This is a genomic window from Micromonospora citrea (genome assembly GCF_049629545.1).
In the GTDB taxonomy this organism is placed as follows: Bacteria; Actinomycetota; Actinomycetes; order Mycobacteriales; family Micromonosporaceae; genus Micromonospora; species Micromonospora citrea_A.
Genome location: NZ_JBNADX010000005.1, coordinates 127,181 through 150,190 on the forward strand (window position 1 = coordinate 127,181; position 23,010 = coordinate 150,190).

The 23,010-nt window shown below is 70.3% G+C and carries 19 protein-coding genes and 3 tRNA genes; 19 read left to right on the forward strand and 3 right to left on the reverse strand.

The features are described 5' to 3' along the window. Positions 1-124: 124 nt before the first annotated feature. The 3 genes from ACPFP2_RS08425 to ACPFP2_RS08435 form a co-directional block, all read right to left on the reverse strand. The gene (locus ACPFP2_RS08425; RefSeq protein ID WP_424087762.1) at positions 125-2,518 is read right to left on the reverse strand and encodes an ATP-binding cassette domain-containing protein; all 2,394 of its coding nucleotides are present in this window, start codon (positions 2,516-2,518) and stop codon (positions 125-127) included. 85 nt (positions 2,519-2,603) lie between these two features. After that, the gene (locus ACPFP2_RS08430) at positions 2,604-3,014 is read right to left on the reverse strand and encodes a VOC family protein (RefSeq protein ID WP_424087764.1); all 411 of its coding nucleotides are present in this window, start codon (positions 3,012-3,014) and stop codon (positions 2,604-2,606) included. 5 nt (positions 3,015-3,019) lie between these two features. Next, positions 3,020-3,469 carry a helix-turn-helix transcriptional regulator gene (locus tag ACPFP2_RS08435; RefSeq protein ID WP_424087766.1) on the reverse strand — a complete coding sequence of 150 codons (450 nt, stop codon included), beginning with the start codon at positions 3,467-3,469 and terminating at the stop codon, positions 3,020-3,022. Positions 3,470-3,924: 455 nt separating this feature from the next. On the opposite strand from ACPFP2_RS08435, the gene ACPFP2_RS08440 reads away from it, so the two are divergent. The 19 genes from ACPFP2_RS08440 to ACPFP2_RS08530 all read left to right on the forward strand — a co-directional run bounded on the left by ACPFP2_RS08440 (position 3,925) and on the right by ACPFP2_RS08530 (position 22,753). After that, on the forward strand, positions 3,925-4,098 hold the full coding sequence (locus ACPFP2_RS08440) for a hypothetical protein (RefSeq protein WP_424087768.1): 174 nt from the start codon (positions 3,925-3,927) through the stop codon (positions 4,096-4,098). 73 nt (positions 4,099-4,171) lie between these two features. Continuing rightward, complete coding sequence (locus ACPFP2_RS08445; protein ID WP_424087770.1) at positions 4,172-6,700, forward strand: EAL domain-containing protein; 2,529 nt, start codon at positions 4,172-4,174, stop codon at positions 6,698-6,700. A 96-nt stretch (positions 6,701-6,796) separates the two neighbouring features. After that, positions 6,797-6,869, forward strand: a tRNA-Thr gene (locus ACPFP2_RS08450). A 26-nt stretch (positions 6,870-6,895) separates the two neighbouring features. Further along, a tRNA-Met gene (locus tag ACPFP2_RS08455) sits at positions 6,896-6,968 on the forward strand. Between the two features lie 133 nt (positions 6,969-7,101). Beyond that, positions 7,102-7,269, forward strand: coding sequence for a 50S ribosomal protein L33 (gene rpmG / locus ACPFP2_RS08460; protein WP_013288652.1), 168 nt, complete (start codon positions 7,102-7,104; stop codon positions 7,267-7,269). A 127-nt stretch (positions 7,270-7,396) separates the two neighbouring features. After that, positions 7,397-7,843 carry an FAS1-like dehydratase domain-containing protein gene (locus tag ACPFP2_RS08465; RefSeq protein ID WP_424087774.1) on the forward strand — a complete coding sequence of 149 codons (447 nt, stop codon included), beginning with the start codon at positions 7,397-7,399 and terminating at the stop codon, positions 7,841-7,843. Between the two features lies 1 nt (position 7,844). Beyond that, positions 7,845-8,237, forward strand: a complete 393-nt coding sequence (locus tag ACPFP2_RS08470) for a MaoC family dehydratase (protein ID WP_424087776.1) — start codon at positions 7,845-7,847, stop codon at positions 8,235-8,237. Positions 8,238-8,364: 127 nt separating this feature from the next. Continuing rightward, positions 8,365-8,437 (forward strand) — tRNA-Trp (locus tag ACPFP2_RS08475). 211 nt (positions 8,438-8,648) lie between these two features. Continuing rightward, entirely contained in the window at positions 8,649-9,041 is a 393-nt protein-coding gene (gene secE, locus ACPFP2_RS08480) for a preprotein translocase subunit SecE (RefSeq protein ID WP_424087777.1), read from the forward strand. 38 nt (positions 9,042-9,079) lie between these two features. Beyond that, a complete protein-coding gene (gene nusG, locus ACPFP2_RS08485; protein ID WP_424087779.1) occupies positions 9,080-9,802 on the forward strand; it encodes a transcription termination/antitermination protein NusG in 723 nt (240 codons plus the stop codon). Between the two features lie 188 nt (positions 9,803-9,990). Then, positions 9,991-10,422: a 50S ribosomal protein L11 gene (gene rplK, locus ACPFP2_RS08490; protein ID WP_088976134.1), complete on the forward strand. Its 432-nt coding sequence runs from the start codon at positions 9,991-9,993 to the stop codon at positions 10,420-10,422. Positions 10,423-10,506: 84 nt separating this feature from the next. Beyond that, the gene (gene rplA, locus ACPFP2_RS08495; protein ID WP_088976133.1) at positions 10,507-11,223 is read left to right on the forward strand and encodes a 50S ribosomal protein L1; all 717 of its coding nucleotides are present in this window, start codon (positions 10,507-10,509) and stop codon (positions 11,221-11,223) included. Positions 11,224-11,302: 79 nt separating this feature from the next. Then, positions 11,303-11,893 carry an ATP-binding cassette domain-containing protein gene (locus ACPFP2_RS08500; protein WP_424087780.1) on the forward strand — a complete coding sequence of 197 codons (591 nt, stop codon included), beginning with the start codon at positions 11,303-11,305 and terminating at the stop codon, positions 11,891-11,893. A 374-nt stretch (positions 11,894-12,267) separates the two neighbouring features. After that, the gene (gene rplJ, locus ACPFP2_RS08505) at positions 12,268-12,813 is read left to right on the forward strand and encodes a 50S ribosomal protein L10 (RefSeq protein ID WP_088976132.1); all 546 of its coding nucleotides are present in this window, start codon (positions 12,268-12,270) and stop codon (positions 12,811-12,813) included. 54 nt (positions 12,814-12,867) lie between these two features. Further along, the gene (rplL, locus tag ACPFP2_RS08510; RefSeq protein ID WP_424087781.1) at positions 12,868-13,257 is read left to right on the forward strand and encodes a 50S ribosomal protein L7/L12; all 390 of its coding nucleotides are present in this window, start codon (positions 12,868-12,870) and stop codon (positions 13,255-13,257) included. Positions 13,258-13,841: 584 nt separating this feature from the next. Next, positions 13,842-17,273 carry a DNA-directed RNA polymerase subunit beta gene (locus tag ACPFP2_RS08515; RefSeq protein ID WP_424087782.1) on the forward strand — a complete coding sequence of 1,144 codons (3,432 nt, stop codon included), beginning with the start codon at positions 13,842-13,844 and terminating at the stop codon, positions 17,271-17,273. An 81-nt stretch (positions 17,274-17,354) separates the two neighbouring features. Next, complete coding sequence (locus ACPFP2_RS08520; RefSeq protein WP_424087783.1) at positions 17,355-21,242, forward strand: DNA-directed RNA polymerase subunit beta'; 3,888 nt, start codon at positions 17,355-17,357, stop codon at positions 21,240-21,242. Between the two features lie 93 nt (positions 21,243-21,335). Continuing rightward, entirely contained in the window at positions 21,336-21,704 is a 369-nt protein-coding gene (locus ACPFP2_RS08525; RefSeq protein WP_424087784.1) for a hypothetical protein, read from the forward strand. A 626-nt stretch (positions 21,705-22,330) separates the two neighbouring features. Continuing rightward, a complete protein-coding gene (locus ACPFP2_RS08530) occupies positions 22,331-22,753 on the forward strand; it encodes a hypothetical protein (RefSeq protein ID WP_424088021.1) in 423 nt (140 codons plus the stop codon). The last annotated feature ends 257 nt before the right edge of the window (positions 22,754-23,010 follow it).

Below are 23,010 nucleotides of genomic sequence, written 5' to 3' on the forward strand. Positions count from 1 at the left end.
CAGCCTTTTCCGGTTCTCGGCCGGATCCGCACGTCCCGAGGGGTACTGATGTGCCCTCGGTTCATCGCGCTGTCGCGCGCATCAGTTGTGGGATCACAGTCACCGTGCCCGTTGCCAGGTCCGGTCAGGCGCCGACGTAGGCCGCGAGGTGCTCGCCGGTGAGGGTCGACCGGGCGGCGACGAGGTCGGCGGGGGTGCCCTCGAAGACGATCCGGCCGCCGTCGTGGCCGGCGCCGGGGCCGAGGTCGATGATCCAGTCGGCGTGTGCCATGACGGCCTGGTGGTGTTCGACGACGATGACCGACTTGCCGGAGTCGATGAGCCGGTCGAGCAGGCCGAGCAGCTGCTCGACGTCGGCGAGGTGCAGGCCGGCGGTCGGCTCGTCGAGGACGTAGACGCCGCCCTTCTCGGCCATGTGGGTGGCCAGCTTGAGCCGCTGCCGCTCGCCGCCGGACAGGGTCGTGAGCGGCTGGCCGAGGCTGAGGTAGCCGAGCCCGACGTCGGCGAGCCGGTCGAGGACGGCGTGCGCGGCCGGCGTACGCGCCTCACCGGTACCGAAGAACTCCTCGGCCTCGCTGACCGACATCGCGAGCACCTCGCTGATGTCGCGGCCGCCGAGGTGGTACTCCAGCACCGCTGCCTGGAACCGCTTGCCCTCGCACTCCTCGCAGGTGGTGGCGACGCCGGCCATCATCGCCAGGTCGGTGTAGATGACACCGGCGCCGTTGCAGGCCGGGCAGGCGCCCTCGGAGTTGGCGCTGAACAGCGCCGGCTTCACGCCGTTGGCCTTCGCGAACGCCTTGCGGATCGGGTCGAGCAGGCCGGTGTACGTGGCCGGGTTGCTCCGTCGCGAGCCGCGGATCGGGCTCTGGTCGATCGACACCACACCCGCGCCGGCGGGGATCGAGCCGTGCACGAGTGAACTCTTGCCGGAGCCGGCGACGCCGGTGACGACGACGAACACGCCGAGCGGGATGTCGACGTCGACGTCGCGCAGGTTGTGCCTCGTCGCGCCGCGGATCTCCAGCGTGCCGGTGGCCTTGCGTACCGTCTGCTTCAGGGCGGCCCGGTCGTCGAGGTGGCGGCCGGTGAGGGTGCCGCTGGCCCGCAAGCCTCCGACGCTGCCCTCGAAGCAGACGGCGCCGCCCGCCGTGCCGGCGCCGGGGCCGAGGTCGACGACGTGGTCGGCGATCGCGATCGTCTCCGGCTTGTGCTCCACGACGAGCACCGTGTTGCCCTTGTCGCGCAGCCGCAGCAGCAGGTTGTTCATCCGCTGGATGTCGTGGGGGTGCAGGCCGATCGTCGGCTCGTCGAAGACGTACGTGGTGTCGGTGAGCGAGGAGCCGAGGTGGCGGATCATCTTGGTGCGCTGCGCCTCACCGCCGGACAGGGTGCCCGAGGGCCGGTCGAGCGAGAGGTAGCCCAGCCCGATCTCCACGAAGGAGTCCAGGGTCTGCTGGAGCTTGGCCAGCAGCGGCGCCACCGACGGCTCGTTCAGGTCGCGTACCCATGCGGCGAGGTCGCTGATCTGCATCGCGCAGGCGTCGGCGATGCTGATCCCCGCGATCTTCGAGGAGCGGGCCGCCTCGCTGAGCCGGGTGCCGCCGCACTCGGGGCAGGTGGTGAAGGTGACCGCCCGCTCGACGAACGCCCGGATGTGCGGCTGCATCGCCTCCTTGTCCTTGGACAGGAAGGACTTCTGGATCTTCGGGATCAGCCCCTCGTAGGTGAGGTTGACGCCGTCGACCTTCACCTTGACCGGCTCCTTGTAGAGGAAGTCGTGCAGCTCCTTCTTGGTGTACCTGCGGATCGGCTTGTTCGGGTCGACGAAGCCCGACTCGGCGTAGACGCGCACCGTCCAGAAGCTGTCCGACTTCCAGCCGGGGATGGTGAACGCGCCCTCGGCCAGCGACTTGGAGTCGTCGTAGAGCTGGCTGAGGTCGATGTCGGAGACCGAGCCCCGGCCTTCGCAGCGCGGGCACATGCCACCGGTGATGCTGAAGCTGCGCCGCTCCTTCACGGTCTTGCCGGCGCGCTCCAGGGTGACCGCACCCGCTCCGCTGATCGAGGCGACGTTGAAGGAGAACGCCTGGGGCGAGCCGATGTGCGGCTTCCCGAGTCGGCTGAACAGGATGCGCAGCATCGCGTTGGCGTCGGTGGCGGTGCCGACCGTGGAGCGGGGGTCGGCGCCCATCCGCTGCTGGTCGACGATGATCGCGGTGGTCAGCCCGTCGAGCACGTCGACCTCGGGCCGGGCCAGCGTCGGCATGAAGCCCTGCACGAAGGCGCTGTAGGTCTCGTTGATCAGCCGCTGCGACTCGGCGGCGATGGTGCCGAACACCAGCGAGCTCTTGCCCGAGCCGGAGACGCCGGTGAACACCGTCAGCCGGCGCTTCGGGATCTCGATGCTGACGTCCTTGAGGTTGTTCTCGCGCGCGCCGTGCACGCGGATCAGGTCGTGACTGTCGGCGACGTGCGACGCGGGCGCCGGCGTGTCCGCTCTCGTGGCCATGCTCATCGTGTCTCCATCTGTTGCCCGGGCGCGGCTGCGCGGTCTCCTGCCCGGCGCCGTCCGTACAGGTCGTGGCTGTGTCGGGGACGGTTCAGCGCAGTTGCTGGATGCGGACCAGGTTGCCGGCGGGGTCACGGAAGGCGCAGTCGCGTATCCCGTACGGCTGCTCGATCGGTTCCTGGACGACTTCGGCGTCGCCGGCCTGGATCTTGTCGAAGGTGTCGTCGAGATCGGGGGTGGCCAGCATGATCCAGCCGTAGGTGCCCTTGGCCATCATCTCGGCGATGGTGCGGCGTTCGTCGTCGGTGATGCCGGGATCGGTGGCCGGGGGCGCGAGGAGGATGGACGTGCCGGGCTGGTCGGCGGGCCCGACGGTGATCCAGCGCATGGTGCCGGTGCCGACGTCGTTGCGGACCTCGAAGCCGAGGGTGTCGCGGTAGAAGGCCAGCGAGGCGTCCGGGTCGGTGTGCGGCAGGACGCAGGTGTGGATGGTGAGGCTCATGGCAGTCAGGCTAGGTGCGGCCGCGCGGGCTGTGCTTCTTGATTCCTGATCGGTCTGCCCACCTGTTTGGCCAGGCACGGCGGCACTCCCGCCGTCGCACGGCCCGCCTCGCGCCGGTAGGTGCTGGGCGGCACCCCGACCAACTCGGTGAAGCGGGTGCTGAAGGTGCCCAGCGAGGCGCAGCCGACCGCGAAGCAGACCTCGGTGACGCTGAGGTCGCCACGGCGCAGCAGCGCCATGGCCCGCTCGACGCGCCGCGTCATCAGATAGCGGTACGGCGACTCGCCGTAGGCCAGCCGGAACTGGCGGCTGAGGTGCCCGGCCGACATGTGGGCGCCCCGGGCGAGCACCTCGACGTCCAGCGGCTGCGCGTACTCCCGGTCGATCCGGTCCCGGACGCGGCGCAGCCGCGCGAGGTCGCGCAGATGCTGCGCGGTGGCAGGTGTGCTGGTCACCTACGAGATCGTGCCACGTCCCGCCGGCCTCGAGCAGCGTCAGGGACGTCGTGCCGCACGCCGTGTCCGACCCGGTCGGACTGCTGCGCACCCGGGCTCCTCGCTGTCGGGAACAGGTCTTCCGGCCCGCTGACCCCGATGGTGACGAGAAGGTATGGTGGTCGATGTGTCGGTGGGTGTCGGTAAGGTGGCGCTGCGCGCGGCCCGCCGCACTCGGGGGCGACACGTACGGCTATGCTCGTTAGGGCCCGTTTGCGACCTTGGTCGTTTCTGCAGGACGAAGGACCGTGCCGTGATGACCTGACCTGGCCGGACGGCCCATCGTCGACAACCGGACGGCTCGCCCCGCCACGCAGGTGGACGGACCTCGCCCGTCACGGCTTCTCACTCCTGACACAGCTGTGGCACCATCGTGGAACCTCCATCGTCTTCCCCCTGCCGACAGGAGCGCACTGATGTCTGGTCGTAGGCCTGGCCGGCTGCTCGGCATGACCCTCGCGTCGCTCGCGCTGGCCGCGCTCGTCGCCGGACTCGTACCCGTGTCCGGCGATGCCCTCGGCGACTACGAATGGGCGGCGCCGCTCGACTACGAGTGGGCGGCGCCGATCTCGCAGGTCGTCCTCCGCTGACGGCTCGTCGCCGCGCACCCCGCGGCGGCCGGCGGTTCCGAGCCGATCTGACGCGACCCTCTTGAGGAGCGGGATGGCACGGAGTCAAACCTCGGCACGCAGGCCGACCGATGCGGCCTGGCTGATCACCGGTCCGATGGCCCTGCTCTCGGTCGTCTGCTGCACGGTCCTGGGGGCGGTCGACCCGCCCGGCCCGGACGACCTGATCCCCGGCGCGATCGTCCTCGTCGCGATGGTGGTGGCGGGCACCCAGGTCCTCCAGTTCATCGTGCGGCGCCAGGCGCTGGCCGTCACCCTGACCGAGATCCCACTCGTCCTGGCCTTCTTCTACCTCAAGCCGGTGACGGTCATCGTGGTCGCCGCGCTCGCCACCGGGATCGGCCAGCTGCGCCGTCGGCTGACCGCGACGAAGGCCTGGTTCAACGTCGCCAAGGCGGGCGCGACCGCCTCGCTGGCGAGTCTCGTCCTGCTGGCCATGCCTCCCGTCGACGGGGTCGGGCCGGCGACCTGGGGCGTGCTCTTCGTCGTGGTGAGCACCTTCGCCCTGACGGCCCTCGCCGCGGTCAGCGGGGTCATCTGCCTCATCCAGGGCTGGCAGGCCGGGTGGGACATGCTCCGCAGGGCGGCCCCGACGCTGCTGACCGCCGCGGTCAACGTCGCCATCGGTCTCGTCGTGCTCATGGTGCTGGACAGCAACGCGTGGGCGGCCCTGCTGCTCGCCGCGGTGGCGGTGGCCGTGGCCTTCGTGTACCGGTCGTACTCCCGCTTCTTCCGCCAGCACCGGACGCTCAGCGACATGTACGAGCTGACCCGCGCGATGACGCAGAGCGGCCAGGACGGCACCCTCGTCGACGCGCTCCTCGGTCGGGTCCGTGGCCTGATGCAGGCCGAGTACGCCACCCTCTGGCTCCCCTCGCAGGGCCGGCACCCCGAGGTGCTGCTCACCGCCCGCGTCGACGACCCCGGTCTGCTCGACTTCGCGCCCGCCCCGATGGCGGTGCGGGACCGGGTGCTCCGAACGGGGGAGACGGTGGCCGCGGGCCGGCAACTCGGCACCGAGGTGGATCAGCGGACCGTCACCGGGGACAGCCGGGTCCAGGAGTTGATCGTCGTGCCGTTGCGCTCCGGTCAGGCCGTCATCGGCACCCTGGAGGTCGTCAACCGGCTCGGCGACACGTACCACTTCACCTCCGCCGACATCCCGGTGTTCGAGACGGTCGCCGCGCACGCCGCCGTCGCCCTGGAGAACTCCCGGCTGGTCGACCGGCTGCGGCACGACGCGTACCACGACGCCCTGACGAAGCTGCCGAACCGGCGGCGGATCACCAGCGCCCTGGACGAGGCGGTGCGGATCCGGGCGCCCGGCGAGGTGGTCGCGGTGCTGCTGTTCGACGTGGACCGGCTGCGTCAGGTCAACGAGTCGCTCGGGCACGCCGCCGGCGACAAGGTCCTCGTCGAGGTCGCCGACCGGCTGCGCGTCTGCGCGCCGTCCAGCGCCCTGGTCGGCCGGGCCGGTGGCGACGAGTTCCTGGTCACGCTCCGGCTGGAGAGCGCGGAGGCGGCACTGGACCTCGCCGCGCACCTGCGCGACCAGATCCGCGACGAGATGGTCTTCGACGCGCTCACCCTGGACGTCGACACGGCCGTCGGGGTGGCCGTCCATCCGGAGCACGGCAGTGACGCCGCGACGCTGCTGCAACGGGTGGACCTGGCGGCGACGGCGGCCAAGTCGGTGCCCGGCAGCGTCCAGCTGTTCAGTCCGGCGCTGGAGTCCCGGTCGCTGCGCCGCCTCGGGCTCGCCGGGGACCTGCGGCGCGCGCTGGACGACGGCGAGCTGGAGGTCTACTTCCAGCCGAAGGTGACCCTGCGGGACCGCCTCCTGGTCGGCGTGGAGTGCCTGGCCCGCTGGGAGCACCCGGCGCACGGCACGGTCGCCCCGGAGGACTTCGTCGCGGTGGCGGAGCACACCGGCCAGCTCGGCCGGCTCACCGAGTTCGTGCTCCGCGAGGGGTTGCGCCGCAGCCGGGACTGGGGGCACGGCGACCAGGCGCTCGCCGTCGCGGTCAACATCTCCGCCCGTACGCTCACCGACCAGCACTTCCCGGCGCGGGTGCGGGACCTGCTCGACGAGTACGGCGTGCCGCCGCAGCGGCTGACGTTGGAGATCAAGGAGTCGGGGGTGCTGGACGGCACGGACCGGCCGATCCCCACCCTGCGCCGGCTGCGGGACCTCGGCGTCCGGCTCTCGGTGGACGACTTCGGCACCGGGGACTCGTCCCTGGCGCACCTGCGCCGGTTGCCGGTGCACGAGGTGAAGGTCGACCGTTCGTTCGTGCAGGGCATGGCGACCGATCCCGGCGATCTGGCGATCGTCAACGCGGTGGTCACCCTCTCCCAGCAGTTCGGGCTGGCGGTGGTGGCCGAGGGGGTGGAGAGCGAGCTGACGCTGGAGCTGCTCCAGGACATCGGCTGCGAGATCGGCCAGGGCTTCCTGTTCAGCCGCCCGCTGCCGTACGAGCGGCTGGAGGCCTGGTTCGGCGCCCAGGTGGACCCGGAGACGATCACCGCCGGGGAGCTGCCCCGCCTGCGAGTGGTGCCCTGAGCTGGGTGGACGTGGGGAGGGGGGAGTCGATTTCGTCCCCGGCTCGGGGCCGTGTAATGTATCCCCTGCGCGACGCCCTCCGGGGTGATCGGGTAGGCCCCCTTAGCTCAGTCGGCAGAGCGTCTCCATGGTAAGGAGAAGGTCTACGGTTCGATTCCGTAAGGGGGCTCAGAGGGTCCGGCTGGACCCGCCTGCGGCGGTGTAGCTCAGATGGCAGAGCAAGCGGCTCATAATCGCTGTGTCGCCGGTTCAAGTCCGGCCACCGCTACTCTCGTCCTCCGGGCTCGTTCCCGGCGGTCGGTGGGACGGGCGCCACTGGCGCCCACTTTGCATGTCCGCGCATTGGCCGCGTAGGCTGATGCGCCGTAGTTGTTACCCGTTAACGAGGAAGGCACTCCGCCGTGGCGAAGGCGACCGATGTCCGGCCGAAGATCACTTTGGCGTGTGTGGAGTGCAAGGAGCGCAACTACATCACGCGCAAGAACCGTCGTAACGACCCGGACCGCATCGAGCTGAAGAAGTTCTGCCCCCGGGACGGCAAGCACACGGTCCACCGCGAGACCCGCTGACCCACGGCCGGCACTCGCCGGCCCGGTCCCGCAGCGACACCCGAACGCCGATCCGCACGGATGGCGTGGCCTGAGCCGCGCGTCCCGTACGGGTCGGCGTTCGTGTCGTACGTGTAGTTTCGGCGGCATGTCCCTGGACCCGTCCTTCGTCGGCCGGACCTATCCGCCGACCGCCCCCTACCAGGTGGGCCGAGAAAAGATCCGCGAGTTCGCCACCGCCATCGGCGCGACCGATCCCGCGCACCACGACCCGGAGGCGGCCCGGTCGCTGGGCCACCCGGACGTGGTCGCCCCGCCGACCTTCCCCGTGGTGCTCACCATGGCCGCCACGCAGCAGATCGTCGACGACCCGGCGCTCGGCGTCGACTACAGCCGGGTGGTCCACGGCGACCAGCGCTTCGCGTACACCCGGCCGGTGGTGGCCGGCGACGAGCTGGTCTGCGCGAACACCATCGAGGAGATCACCAACCGGGGCGGGCACGGTTTCCTGACCACCCGCACCGACGTGACCGACGCCGCCGGCGAGCCGGTGGTCGCCGTCTGGTCCAAGATCGTCGTACGCGGGGAGGCCTGAGATGGAACTGCCCACCCAGACGTTCCGGGTCACCCGGGCGGACCTGATCCGCTACGCGGGCGCCTCGGGCGACTTCAACCCGATCCACTGGAGCGACCGGACCGCCACCAAGGTCGGCCTGCCCGGGGTGATCGCCCACGGCATGTTCACCATGGCGCTGGTCGGCCGGGCGGTCACCGCCTGGGCCGGCGCGCCCGACGCGGTGGTCGACTTCGGTGTCCGGTTCACCCGTCCGGTCGTCGTCCCCGACGACGACGAGGGCACCGAGATCGAGGTGAACGCGGTGGTGAAGGAGGTCACCGAAGCGGGCCTGACCAGGCTCGACGTGACCGCCACCTGCCACGGCGAGAAGGTCCTCTCGCAGGCCCGGGCGATCGTGCGCACCTCCCGCTGACGGGTCTTCCGGATGTGATGGGCGGGACCGGTTGGGAAAGTCGGGGCGCTACCCGTACACTGGTCCGCCGTGGGGCAAGTGACCCCTGCCCGGTCGTGCAGACCGAGCGGGGCGAGCGTTGCCGCACAGGGGTGTAGCTCAATTGGCAGAGCAGCGGTCTCCAAAACCGCAGGCTGCAGGTTCAAGTCCTGTCACCCCTGCGCCTCAGGCCTGACCGTTCCCGTGGGTCGCGCCGCCGAACGGCGGCGTCCGGCCCGTGGTGGTGGCATCGGCGGGGTGGCTCCGAGGCATCGGGGCCCCTTCGTCCGGTCCGCCGGCCGCGGCCCGTCGCGGGACGGCTGGTCCGGCCGGCGTGACCAGCGCCGCGTGCGCCCATCGGCGTACGACCGACATCCCGCGACGGAGGGCGAAGTGGCCGAGAGCAAGCGGCGCGGCGAGGACGCCGGCGACGAGGGTCTGCGCGACGAGCGCGACGAGCTCGTCGACGACGTGGCCGCCGACGACGACGCCACCGGCGCGGACGAGCCGGTCTCCCGGGGCGGCACCGCGACCCGGGAGCGGGCTGCCGACAGCAAGCCGAGGACCCGCACCGAGAGCGACAAGGTGGGGCTCTTCGCCCGCATCGCGCGTTTCTTCCGCGAGGTGGTCGCCGAGCTGCGTAAGGTCATCTGGCCGACCCGCAAGGAGCTGCTGACCTACACCGCTGTGGTGGTGACGTTCGTCGCGGTGGTGCTGACGATCGTGGGGCTTCTCGACTTCGCCTTCGCGAAGGGCGTGCTGTGGGTCTTCGGCAACCCCAGCTGACCGGCCGACTGAGCCGATAGTGACGGAAGTGAGCAAGCGTGCCTGAGTACGACGAGACCGCCGAGACCACGGACGAGCAGTCCACGGTGGCGACGGCGGCCAGTGACGAGTCGGTCGAGGCCGCCAGCGAGCCGGAATTCCCGACCACCGAGCCCGCGCCCGAAGAGGACTACGACCCGGTCGCCGAGCTGCGTCAGAAGCTGCGCTACGCCCCGGGCGACTGGTACGTGGTGCACTCGTACGCGGGCTACGAGAACAAGGTCAAGACCAACCTCGAGACCCGGATCACGTCCCTCGACATGGAGGACTACATCTACCAGGTCGAGGTGCCGACCCGGGAAGAGGTCGAGGTCAAGAACGGCAAGCGGTCGCAGATCCAGGCCAAGGTCTTCCCCGGCTACATCCTGGTCCGGATGGAGTTGACCGCCGAGTCGTACTCCTGCGTGCGCAACACGCCGGGCGTCACCGGCTTCGTCGGCGCGACGGACCGGGCCGACCGCCCGGCGCCGCTCAGCCTCGACGAGGTGCTGAAGTGGCTGGCCCCGGCGGTGGAGACCGAGCAGAAGAAGGCCAAGCCCGAGGTCAAGGTCCTCGACTTCGAGGTCGGCGACTCGGTCACCGTCACCGACGGCGCGTTCGCCTCGCTGCCGGCGACGATCAGCGAGATCAACGCCGACCAGCAGAAGCTCAAGGTGCTGGTGTCGATCTTCGGTCGGGAGACCCCGGTCGAGCTGAACTTCAACCAGGTCGCCAAGATCTGACGTACCGGACGCCGGCGGTGGGCAGCAGCCCGCCGTCGGCGTCCGTGCTTCCCGGCCTTCGGTGGCGGACCTCGGCGGACGGGCCGGCGGAGGGCTGCGCTACCCTAGAACGTCGCCGTTGTCGCACCGCGCTGACCGTGCGCGCCCGCGGCCGGTGAATATCCCAGTTCCAAGCCCCAGGAAGAGACATGCCTCCGAAGAAGAAGCTCGTCAAGACGTTCACGCTTCAGCTGCCGGCGGGCCAGGCCACGCCGGCGCCGCCGGTCGGCCCCGCGCTCGGCCAGCACGGCGTGAACATCATGGAGTTCTGCAAGTCCTACAACGCGCAGACCGAGTCCCAGCGGGGCGACATCGTCCCCGCCGAGATCAGCGTGTACGAGGACCGGTCCTTCACCTTCGTGCTGAAGACCCCGCCCGCCGCCCGGCTGCTGATCAAGGCTGCCGGCGTGCAGAAGGGCTCGGGCGTCCCGCACAAGGAGAAGGTGGGCTCCGTGACCCGCGCCCAGCTGCGTGAGATCGCCGAGAAGAAGATGGCCGACCTCAACGCCAACGACATCGACCAGGCCGAGAAGATCATCGCCGGCACCGCCCGGTCGATGGGCCTGACCGTCGCCGACTGACCTCGGTCACCCGCTTCACCCGATCAGTTCGTGGGAGGGCGCGCGGACACCGCGGCCCGCCATAGACCACAGGAGTAACGAGAAATGCAGCGCAGCAAGAGCTACCGCAAGGCCGCGGACGTCATCGACCGCTCGAAGCTCTACACCCCCGCCGAGGCCGTGAAGCTGGCCAAGGAGACCACCAACGTCAAGTTCGACGCCACGGTCGAGGTCGCGATGCGCCTCGGCGTCGACCCCCGCAAGGCGGACCAGATGGTCCGCGGCACGGTCAACCTGCCGCACGGCACCGGTAAGACCGCCCGCGTGATCGTGTTCGCCGCCGGCGCGAAGGCCGAGGAGGCCGCCGCCGCCGGTGCGGACGAGGTGGGCACGGACGAGCTCGTCGCCCGGATCCAGGGTGGCTGGCTGGACTTCGACGCCGCGATCGCCACCCCGGACCAGATGGCCAAGATCGGCCGGATCGCGCGGATCCTGGGCCCGCGCGGCCTGATGCCGAACCCGAAGACGGGCACGGTGACCATGGACGTCACCAAGGCCGTCTCGGACATCAAGGGCGGCAAGATCACCTTCCGGGTGGACAAGCACTCGAACCTGCACCTGATCATCGGCAAGGCCTCGTTCTCCGAGACCCAGCTGATCGACAACTACGCCGCCGTCCTCGACGAGGTGCTGCGGGCCAAGCCGTCCGCGGCCAAGGGCACGTACCTCAAGAAGGTCACCCTGACCACCACCATGGGCCCGGGCGTCCCGGTCGACCCGAAGCTGGTCAAGAACCTCCAGGAAGCCGGCGCCGAGGGCTGAGCACGACCCCGACGGAGGGGGCCCCGCCACACTGTGGCGGGGCCCCCTCTCCGTCTGTCCCCTGTGGCAGGCTCGGCCCATGCGGCTGGAGGACGTCCGGCTCCGGTACCACCGGCGCGGCCCGTGGGTGCTCCGGGCGGCCCGGGTCGGCATCGGGCCGGGCGAGGTGGCGGTGGTGCTCGGCCGCAACGGGGTCGGCAAGTCCACCCTGCTCCAGCTCTGTGCCGGGGTGCTGCGTCCGGCGCGGGGCCGGGTCGTCGACCGTCCCGGGCAGGTGGGGTGGGTGCCGGAACGGTTCCCCGCCGAGCAGCCCTTCACCGTCGAGCGCTACCTCACCGCGATGGGCCGGGCGGCCGGGCTGGGCCTGGGGCTCTGGGCGCATCTGCTCGCCCTGCCTCCGGCGGTGGCGCTGGGCGCCCTCGCCAGCCGGGCGCTCACCCGCACTGCCGGGTACGGGGTCGCGGTGCTGGCCCTCGGCGCGGTCGGCGCCCTGGCGCTGGGTCTGCGCGGCTCGGTGGTGCCCTGGCTGGCGCCGCCGGTGATGGCTACCGCCCGTACGCTGGCCGGTTCGCCGACCGTCGGCACGGGTCTGCTGCTGTCGGCATGGGCGCTGGCGTGGGCCTCGGCGGCGCTGGCCGGTTACGCCTGGCGTCGCCGGGCCCGCCCCTGACGGCCGCTCGCGGCCCGATCGGTCGCGGCGCGACGGCCGGGTCCCGGACGCGGTCGTGCGGGCGTGACCGGGCGCACGCGGGGGCGATTTGGTGCTCACGGTCGCGTCGCGTAACCTGATGACGAAGTTCCACCCAGAGACCGCTGGTCACCGTGCCCCGGCACGGTCGAAGGTCCCGCGATGACGGGCGACCCGCGCAGGGCGGCAAGCGAAACTCGGCTCTTCCCGTGGTCCGCCGACTGCGGTGATCGGGCCGGCCCTCGCCCCGTGCGCCCTGCGCCGGGGCTTTTTCGTTGTCGTGATGCCTACGCCGCCGTCCCGGGCCGACCGGTCCGACGACGGCGACCAGCTCCGAGTAACGAGAGAGGAGGGACATGGCGGACAAGCCGATCCGGGCCGACAAGGCCACGGCCGTCGCTGAGCTGACCGAGAGCTTCCGCAACGCGGGCGCTGCGGTGCTCACCGAGTACCGTGGTCTGACGGTTTCCCAGCTCACCCAGCTGCGGCGCTCGCTCGGCAAGGAGACCACCTACACCGTCGCCAAGAACACGCTCGCGAAGCGTGCTGCGGCCGACGCGGGCATCTCCGGCCTCGACGAGCTGTTCTCCGGTCCTACCGCGCTGACTTTCGTTTCGGGCGACGTCGTCGAGGCGGCGAAGGGGCTTCGCGACTTCGCGAAGGCCAACCCGAAGCTCGTCATCAAGGGCGGTGTCTTCGAGGGCAAGGCCATTTCCGCGGCCGAGGTCACGAAGCTCGCCGACCTGGAGTCCCGTGAGGTGCTGCTGGCCAAGCTGGCCGGCGCGATGAAGGGCAACCTGAGCAAGGCCGCGGCCCTGTTCCAGGCTCCGCTCTCCAAGACCGCCCGTCTGGCGGCCGCCCTGCAGGACAAGCGCGAGAAGGAGGGCGCCGAGGCGGCCTGAGGCCACCCGGCGCACCCACGTTCTTAGTTTTCACTTTGAGAAAGGACGCCAGACATGGCGAAGCTCAGCACCGACGAGCTGCTCGACGCGTTCAAGGAGATGACGCTGATCGAGCTCTCCGAGTTCGTGAAGCAGTTCGAGGAGACCTTCGAGGTCACCGCCGCGGCTCCGGCCGCGATGATGATGGCCGGCCCGGGTGGCGGCGGCGCCGCTGCCGAGCCGGAGGCCGAGAAGGACGAGTTCGACGTCGTCCTCGAGAGCGACGGTGGCAAGAAGATCCAGGTCATCAAGGTCGTGCGTGAGCTGACCGGCCTGGGCCTGAAGGAGGCCAAGGACGTGGTCGAGGCCGCGCCGAAGGCCATCCTGGAGAAGGTCAACAAGGAGACCGCCGAGAAGGCGAAGACCAAGCTCGAGGGCGAGGGCGCCAAGGTCACCCTCAAGTGACCTGAGGTCGGCCTCTGGTCGACCTCGGCGCGCGCCCGGCTCACGTGAGCCGGGGCACACCGCGTCGCAGCGGGCGGTGATCCGGGAACGGATCACCGCCCGCTGTGGTTGGTGGCTCCGGCGGCAGCGGCGTGAGCAGGGCTTCCGACGCCGGGCGTACGGCACCGAGGCGGCGTGCGACGGTAGTCCGTCGGTGGGAAAGACGACGGCGACCCCGGCCGGCCCTTGACGCGGCACGGGCCTCCCAGGCACGCTGACACCAGCAAGACCTTCCGCGCTTGCGACGGCCACCTCTTGGGTAATGGCAGCGGCAGCACCACCCGCCGCGGCACCTGAGCGGCCCGCCAGGAACGACGCGTTCCGAGCGGCCCGGAGACCCCGGATCCAGGGGTCCCGAGGCACGTTCCGCGACGACCTGCGGGATGGGCTGGACAGCGGTTAGCCTCTCGGCTACACTGCTAGTTTGCGCTGCCTTCCGAATTGACCCCTGCTCGGAAATGTCCGTTTGTGGATATTTCCGGTGGGGTCATTGGAGTGCACGCGTACCAGCCGTTCTGCAGCACCGGTCCTCGGAAGGACGCATCTTGGCAGCTTCCCGCCCTGCGAAGACCAGTCGTACGTCGAGCGCTTTCGCGCCCCGCCGAGTTTCTTTCGGCAGGATCACCGAACACCTCGAGGTCCCCAACCTCCTCGCCATCCAGAACGAGTCCTTCGACTGGCTCGTCGGCAACGAGGCTTGGCAGGGCCGGTCGGCGGACGACCCGCACGCACGCTCGGGTCTCGCGGAGATCCTCGACGAGATCAGTCCCATTGAGGACTTCTCCGGCACCATGTCGCTCTCCTTCTCGGCTCCGCGCTTCGACGAGGTCAAGGCCTCGATCGAGGAGTGCAAGGAGAAGGACCTGACCTACTGCGCCCCGCTGTTCGTGACCGCGGAGTTCACCAACAACACCACCGGTGAGATCAAGAGCCAGACGGTGTTCATGGGTGACTTCCCGATGATGACGCCGAAGGGCACCTTCATCATCAACGGCACCGAGCGCGTCGTGGTCAGCCAGCTCGTCCGGTCCCCGGGCGTCTACTTCGACAAGCAGCCGGACAAGACCTCCGACCGCGACCTCTCCAGCGTCAAGGTGATCCCGAGTCGGGGTGCCTGGCTGGAGTTCGACATCGACAAGCGCGACACGGTCGGCGTCCGCATCGACCGTAAGCGTCGGCAGGCCGTCACCGTCCTGCTCAAGGCCATCGGATGGTCGGCCGAGCAGATCCGCGAGCGGTTCGGCTGGTCCGAGCTGATGATGACCACGCTCGAGAAGGACCACATCGCCGGCCAGGACGAGGCCCTGCTCGACATCTACCGCAAGCTCCGCCCTGGCGAGCCGCCGACCCGCGAGAACGCGCAGACCCTGCTCGACAACCTCTTCTTCAACCCGAAGCGGTACGACGTCGCCAAGGTCGGTCGGTACAAGTTCAACAAGAAGCTCGAAGTGGACGTGCCGATCACCACCGGCACGCTCACCGAGGACGACATCGTCGCCACCGTCGAGTACCTCTGCCGGCTGCACGCCGGTGAGGACGGCTACGAGGCCGACGACATCGACCACTTCGGCAACCGGCGCCTGCGTACGGTCGGCGAGCTGATCCAGAACCAGGTCCGGGTCGGTCTTTCCCGGATGGAGCGGGTCGTCCGCGAGCGGATGACCACCCAGGACGTCGAGGCGATCACCCCGCAGACCCTGATCAACATCCGTCCGGTGGTGGCGGCGATCAAGGAGTTCTTCGGCACCTCGCAGCTGTCGCAGTTCATGGACCAGACCAACCCGCTGGCGGGCCTGACCCACCGGCGCCGGCTGAGCGCGCTCGGCCCGGGTGGTCTGTCCCGGGAGCGGGCCGGCTTCGAGGTCCGCGACGTGCACCCGTCCCACTACGGCCGGATGTGCCCGATCGAGACGCCGGAAGGCCCGAACATCGGTCTGATCGGCGCGCTCTCCACCTTCGCCCGGGTCAACCCGTTCGGCTTCATCGAGACGCCGTACCGGAAGGTCGTCAACGGTCGGGTCACCGACCAGATCGACTACCTGACCGCGGACGAGGAGGACCGGTTCGTCAAGGCGCAGGCCAACGCCCCGCTGAAGTCGGACGGCACGTTCGCCGAGGACCGCGTCCTGGTCCGCCGTAAGGGCGGTGAGACCGAGGACGTCGCGCCGGACGCCGTGGACTACATGGACGTGTCGCCGCGGCAGATGACCTCGGTCGCGACCGCGATGATCCCGTTCCTCGAGCACGACGACGCCAACCGCGCGCTCATGGGCGCGAACATGCAGCGCCAGGCGGTGCCGCTGGTCAAGGCCGAGTCGCCGCTGGTCGGCACCGGCATGGAGTACCGTGCCGCGGTCGACGCCGGTGACGTGGTCGTCGCCGAGGTCGGCGGTGTCATCGAGGACCTCTGCGCCGACTACATCACCATCCACCAGGACGACGGCCACCGCCGGACGTACCTGCTGCACAAGTTCCGCCGCTCCAACGCCGGCTCCTGCGTCAACCAGAAGCCGGTCGTCTTCGAGGGCGACCGCGTCGAGGCCGGTCAGGTCATCGCCGACGGTCCGTGCACCGACGAGGGCGAGATGGCGCTCGGGCGCAACCTGCTCGTGGCGTTCATGTGCTGGGAGGGCCACAACTACGAGGACGCGATCATCCTGTCGCAGCGCCTCGTGCAGCAGGACGTGCTCACCTCGATCCACATCGAGGAGCACGAGGTCGACGCCCGGGACACCAAGCTCGGCCCGGAGGAGATCACCCGCGACATCCCGAACGTCAGCGAGGAGATGCTCGCCGACCTCGACGAGCGCGGCATCATCCGGATCGGCGCCGAGGTCGTCCCCGGCGACATCCTGGTCGGCAAGGTCACCCCGAAGGGCGAGACCGAGCTGACGCCGGAGGAGCGGCTGCTGCGCGCGATCTTCGGTGAGAAGGCACGTGAGGTCCGGGACACCTCGCTGAAGGTGCCGCACGGCGAGACCGGCACGGTCATCGGTGTGCGTACCTTCTCCCGCGAGGACGGCGACGAGCTGCCCCCGGGCGTCAACGAGCTGGTCCGGGTCTACGTCGCCCAGAAGCGCAAGATCCAGGACGGCGACAAGCTCGCCGGCCGGCACGGCAACAAGGGCGTCATCTCCAAGATCCTGCCGATCGAGGACATGCCGTTCCTGGAGGACGGGACCCCCGTCGACATCGTGCTGAACCCGCTGGGTGTGCCGTCCCGGATGAACATCGGCCAGGTCCTGGAGACCCACCTCGGGTGGGTGGCCAAGACCGGCTGGAGCGTGGACGGCGACGACGCCGAGTGGAAGCGTCAGCTCCGCTCGATCGAGGCGCACGAGTCCGAGCCGGACACCAACGTGGCCACTCCGGTCTTCGACGGTGCCCGCGAGGAGGAGATCTCCGGTCTGCTCGCGTCGACCCTGCCCAACCGGGACGGCAAGCAGCTGATCGGCTCCTCCGGCAAGGCGCAGCTGTTCGACGGTCGCTCCGGCGAGCCGCTGCCGGACCCGATCGCGGTCGGCTACATCTACATCCTGAAGCTCAACCACCTGGTCGACGACAAGATCCACGCCCGGTCGACCGGCCCGTACTCGATGATCACGCAGCAGCCGCTGGGTGGTAAGGCGCAGTTCGGTGGCCAGCGCTTCGGCGAGATGGAGTGCTGGGCGATGCAGGCGTACGGCGCCGCCTACGCCCTGCAGGAGCTGTTGACGATCAAGTCCGACGACGTCCTGGGCCGGGTCAAGGTCTACGAGGCGATCGTCAAGGGCGAGAACATCCCCGAGCCGGGCATCCCCGAGTCGTTCAAGGTGCTGCTCAAGGAGCTGCAGTCGCTGTGCCTCAACGTCGAGGTGCTCTCCAGCGACGGTGTGGCCCTGGAGATGCGCGAGACCGACGACGAGGTGTTCCGGGCCGCGGAGGAGCTGGGCATCGACCTGTCCCGGCGCGAGCCGAGCTCGGTCGAAGAGGTCTGAGGTGAGCGGTCGGGGGCCGGTTCGCCGGCTCCCGACCCCACCCACTAGCTAAGCAGTACAGACGACGACATAGGGGACATAGTGCTCGACGTCAACTTCTTCGACGAGCTGCGCATCGGCCTCGCCACCGCCGACGACATCCGTCAGTGGTCGCACGGTGAGGTCAAGAAGCCTGAGACGATCAACTACCGCACCCTCAAGCCGGAAAAGGACGGGCTCTTCTGCGAGAAGATCTTCGGTCCGCAGCGGGACTGGGAGTGCTACTGCGGTAAGTACAAGCGGGTCCGCTTCAAGGGCATCATCTGCGAGCGCTGCGGCGTCGAGGTGACCCGCTCCAAGGTCCGCCGTGAGCGGATGGGGCACATCGAGCTCGCCGCTCCGGTGACCCACATCTGGTACTTCAAGGGCGTGCCGAGCCGGCTGGGCTACCTGCTGGACCTCGCCCCCAAGGACCTCGAAAAGATCATTTACTTCGCCTCGTACGTCGTGACCAGCGTGGACGCCGAGTCGCGTCACCGTGACCTCTCGACCATCGAGAACGAGATCCTGGCCGAGAAGCGGCAGTCCGAGAACAGCCGCGACTCGGAGATCGAGAAGCGGGCCGCCAAGCTCGAGGCCGACCTGGCCGAGCTGGAGGCCGAGGGTGCCAAGGCGGACGTCCGGCGCAAGGTCAAGGAGGGCGGAGAGCGCGAGATGCGCCAGATCCGCGACCGGGCCCAGCGCGAGATCGACCGTCTCGACGAGGTGCTGGAGACCTTCCGCAAGCTGGAGCCGAAGCAGCTGGTCACCGACGAGCTGCTCTACCGCGAGCTGCGCGACCGGTTCGGCGAGTACTTCACCGGTGGCATGGGCGCCGAGGCCATCAAGGCGCTGGTCCAGAACATGGACCTCGACGCCGAGGCCGAGAGCCTGCGCGAGACCATCCGCTCCGGCAAGGGGCAGCGCAAGATCCGTGCCCTGAAGCGGCTCAAGGTCGTCGCGGCGTTCCAGAACACCCGCAACTCGCCGCTCGGCATGGTGCTGGACTGCGTCCCGGTCATTCCGCCGGACCTGCGTCCGATGGTGCAGCTCGACGGTGGCCGCTTCGCGACCTCCGACCTCAACGACCTGTACCGCCGCGTGATCAACCGGAACAACCGCCTCAAGCGGCTGATCGACCTCGGCGCACCCGAGATCATCGTCAACAACGAGAAGCGGATGCTCCAGGAGGCCGTCGACGCGCTGTTCGACAACGGCCGTCGCGGCCGGCCGGTCACCGGTCCGGGCAACCGTCCGCTGAAGTCGCTCTCCGACATGCTCAAGGGCAAGCAGGGCCGGTTCCGGCAGAACCTGCTCGGCAAGCGCGTCGACTACTCCGGCCGTTCGGTCATCGTGGTCGGCCCGAAGCTGAAGCTGCACCAGTGCGGCCTGCCCAAGCAGATGGCGCTGGAGCTGTTCAAGCCGTTCGTCATGAAGCGGCTGGTCGACCTCAACCACGCGCAGAACATCAAGTCCGCCAAGCGGATGGTCGAGCGGCAGCGGCCGGTCGTGTGGGACGTGCTGGAAGAGGTCATCGGCGAGCACCCGGTGCTGCTGAACCGTGCGCCGACCCTGCACCGGCTGGGCATCCAGGCCTTCGAGCCGCAGCTGGTCGAGGGCAAGGCGATCCAGATCCACCCGCTCGTCTGCACCGCGTTCAACGCGGACTTCGACGGTGACCAGATGGCGGTGCACGTGCCGCTGTCGGCCGAGGCCCAGGCCGAGGCGCGGATCCTGATGCTCTCGTCGAACAACATCCTCAAGCCGGCCGACGGCAAGCCGGTCACCATGCCCACCCAGGACATGGTCATCGGCCTGTACCACCTCACCCACCTCACCCCGGGTGGCGAGGGCGAGGGCCGGGCGTTCAGCTCGGACGCCGAGGCGCGGATGGCCTTCGACAACGGCGAGCTGCACCTCCAGGCCCCGGTCAGGATCCGCCTGCGCGGCGTGGTCGGTGTCGACAACGGCGCCGGCGCCGAGCCGTGGGTCGCGCCCGAGGGTTGGGTCGAGGGCGAGGCCCTGACCGTGGAGACCACGCTGGGGCGGGTCCTGTTCAACGAGACGCTGCCGCAGGGCTACCGCTTCGTGAACTACGAGATCCGCAAGGGCCAGCTCTCCGCGATCGTCAACGACCTCGCCGAGCGCTTCCCCAAGGTGGCGCTGGCCGCCACCCTGGACGGGCTCAAGGAGGCCGGTTTCCACTGGGCCACCTGGTCCGGCGTCACCATCGGCATGGAGGACGTCATCGCTCCGCCGCGCAAGCGGGAGATCCTGGAGCGGTACGAGAAGGAAGCCGACCGGATCGACAAGCAGTACCAGCGTGGTCTGATGACCGCCGAGGAGCGTCGCGGCGAGCTCATCGAGATCTGGACCAAGGCGACCAACGAGGTCGCCAAGGAGATGGACACCGCGCTGCCGCAGGAGAACCCGCTGTGGAAGATGATCAACTCGGGTGCCCGCGGTAACCTGCTCCAGCTCCGGCAGATCGCGGCGATCCGTGGTCTGGTGGCCAACCCGAAGGGTGAGATCATCCCGCGGCCCATCAAGGCCTCGTACCGGGAGGGTCTGTCCGTGCTGGAGTACTTCATCTCCACGCACGGTGCCCGTAAGGGTCTCGCCGACACCGCGCTGCGGACCGCCGACTCGGGTTACCTGACCCGTCGTCTGGTGGACGTCTCGCAGGACGTCATCATCCGCGAGGAGGACTGCGGCACCGACCGGGCGATCCCGATGCAGATCGGGCAGCGCCTGGACGGCCGGATGGTCGCGCACGAGCACGTCGAGACCAGCGTGCACGCCCGTACCCTGGCCGACGACATCAAGGGGCCGGACGGCACCGTGGTGGCCGAGCGGGGTTCGGACCTCAACTCGATCCTGGTCGACAAGATCGTCGCGGCCGGGGTGGAGACGGTGCGCGTGCGCAGCGTCCTGACCTGCGAGTCGAAGCTGGGCGTCTGCGGTGCGTGCTACGGCCGCTCGCTGCCGACCGGCAAGACGGTGGACGTCGGCGAGGCGGTCGGCATCATCGCCGCCCAGTCGATCGGTGAGCCGGGTACCCAGCTGACGATGCGTACCTTCCACACCGGTGGTGTCGCGGGCGAGGACATCACCCAGGGCCTGCCCCGTGTCACGGAAATCTTCGAGGCGCGGGTGCCGAAGGGCAAGGCGCCCATCGCCGACACCCCGGGCCGGATCCGGATCGAGGACGGCGAGCGGTCCCGGAAGATCATCGTGGTGCCGGACGACGGCACCGACGAGATCGTCTACGACAAGATCTCCAAGCGGGTCCGGCTGCGGACCCACGACGGGGACCACGTCGAGGTCGGCGAGAAGCTCACCGAGGGCACCATCGACCCGCACGAGCTGCTGCGCATCCTCGGCCCGCGTGCGGTCCAGGTCCACCTGACCCAGGAGGTCCAGGAGGTCTACCGCTCGCAGGGTGTGCTCATCCACGACAAGCACATCGAGATCATCATCCGCCAGATGCTCAAGCGGGTGACGGTCATCGACTCCGGCTCGACCGAGTTCCTGCCGGGCGTGCTGGTCGACCGGGCGCTGTTCGAGTCGGAGAACCGCCGACTCGTCTCCGAGGGTGGCGAGCCCGCCGCCGGTCGCCCGGTGCTGATGGGTATCACCAAGGCCTCGCTGGCCACTGACTCCTGGCTCTCGGCGGCCTCCTTCCAGGAGACCACCCGGGTGCTGACCGACGCGGCGATCAACTCGCGCAGCGACTCGCTCGTCGGCCTCAAGGAGAACGTGATCATCGGTAAGCTCATCCCGGCCGGTACGGGCATCAGCAAGTACCGCAACGTCCGGGTCGAGCCGACCGAGGAGGCGAAGGCCAAGGTCTACTCGATGACCGGCTACCCGGAGACCGACTACGGCTTCGGGCCGGCCAGCGGCCAGGCGGTGCCGCTGGACGACTTCGACTTCGGGTCGTACCGCTAAGCAGGGCACCGACGAGGCCCCCGGCACCCGCCGGGGGCCTCGTCGCGTCCCGGTCCCGCCCGGCGCGGGCCGGGTGCGGGCATGATGGACGGCATGACGACCGCTCCCGGGCAGCTGCCCGTGGCGCACCTGCCGCCACGCCACCCGCTCGACCCCGACCCGGCACCCGCGACGAAGGCGCGCGCCGTCTTCGCCCTGGGCCTGATCGGGGCGTTGACCGGGCTGTTCGTCGGTGGCGTGGTGCCGGCGACGGTCGCGCTCCAGCTCGCCCGACAGGCCCGGCGCGAGGCGTACGCCTCCGGCGGGTACCTCACCGGCGCCGCCTGGCTGCGGCGCGGTGAGCGGCTGGCCTGGACGGGGCTGGCGCTGGTCGCGGTCGCGGTGGTGACGCTCGTGGTGATCGGCGTGGTCCGCTACGCCGAGGCCCCCTTCGGTCAGGACTTCTCCTCGAACGTCGACTGATCCCGGTGACGACCGCTCACGCCCCCCACCGGCCGTGCACACCGGCGGTAGCCTGGCCGGTGTCCGTCGCGCGGCGGTGGACCTGACTCTCTCGACAGGAGGACCACGTGACGGAACCGGCGTCGCCGTCGGGAGCCGACCCCGGCGGCCGGCCCGCGGGGTCCCCGGAGACCGGCGCACCCGGTGCCGCCTGGCCGGTCCCGCCGGGCCCCGTGTCGCCGGCCTCGCCGGGCCCTGCCGCGCCGGTCCCGCCTGCCCCCGTGTCCCCGGGCCCGGCGTCGTCCGGTCCCGTGCCGTCCGGGTGGGCGCAGCCCGGGCCGGTGTCGCCCGGGCCGGGGCAGCCCGTCGCGGGGTCGCCGGTGCCCGGGCCGGTGTCGCCCTGGCAGGGGAGTGGCGGGTCGCCCTGGTCGGCTCCGGGCCCGGGCGGGGACCGGTCCGACCGTGGCGCCGGCGCGCCGCCGGAGGCCGCCCCGATCGGGTACGCCCCGCCGCCGGTCCCGTCGGGCCCGTACCGGCCGGCGTTCCCGGTCGCACCGTCCGGGGCGTACCCCGGTCAGCCGGGGGCGTACCTCGGGGGGAGCCCGCCGGGCGGGTGGCCGCCGGCTTCGTCGCCCGGCCCGGGGCCGCTGCCTCCGCCGCCGCAGGAGACGCCGCGACCGCCGAAGCGGGTCGACCCGGTCCCCGGCACGCCCTTCGGCGTGGTCCACCTCGACGTGCCGGCGGTCACCTCGGGCCCTGCGGTCGGCTCGCTGGTCGCCGGCATCGGGTCGATCCTGGTCTCCCTGGTGGTGATCTGCTTCGGGGTCGGGGGAGCACGGTTGGGCGGCGCCTGGGCGGCCGGGGCGTTCACCGTGCCGGGCTCGCTGGCCGGGGCCGCGGCGATCGTCGCCGGCCTGCTCGCCCGCCGGCAGATCCGCCGGGCGGCGCCGCCACCGGCCGTCCGGTTCACCGGCAGTGGGATCGCCGTCGCGGGGATCAGCTGCGGCGCGGTGGGGCTGCTGCTCAGCCTGCTGGGCCTGGGACTGGCGCTGCTGCTCCAGCTCGCCTGACGGCGGTCGCGCCGGGGCCCGACGGGCCGCCTGCCGGGGTAGCCGGTACACTTGAGCACGTCGGTGCCCATCACGGGTGAGCAGGCACGACGGGCGAGGCGGCCGGCGGGATCTGAGATCCGCCGGACCATTCCGTTTTGACCTGCGAGGCTGTGGTAGGTACTCTTTCCCCTTGTGCCCGGGCCTGCCCGGGCAACTCGTGCGTGCGCGGGATCCGGTCCATCCGGCGATCAGGCGGCGGCACGACACAGTCGAAG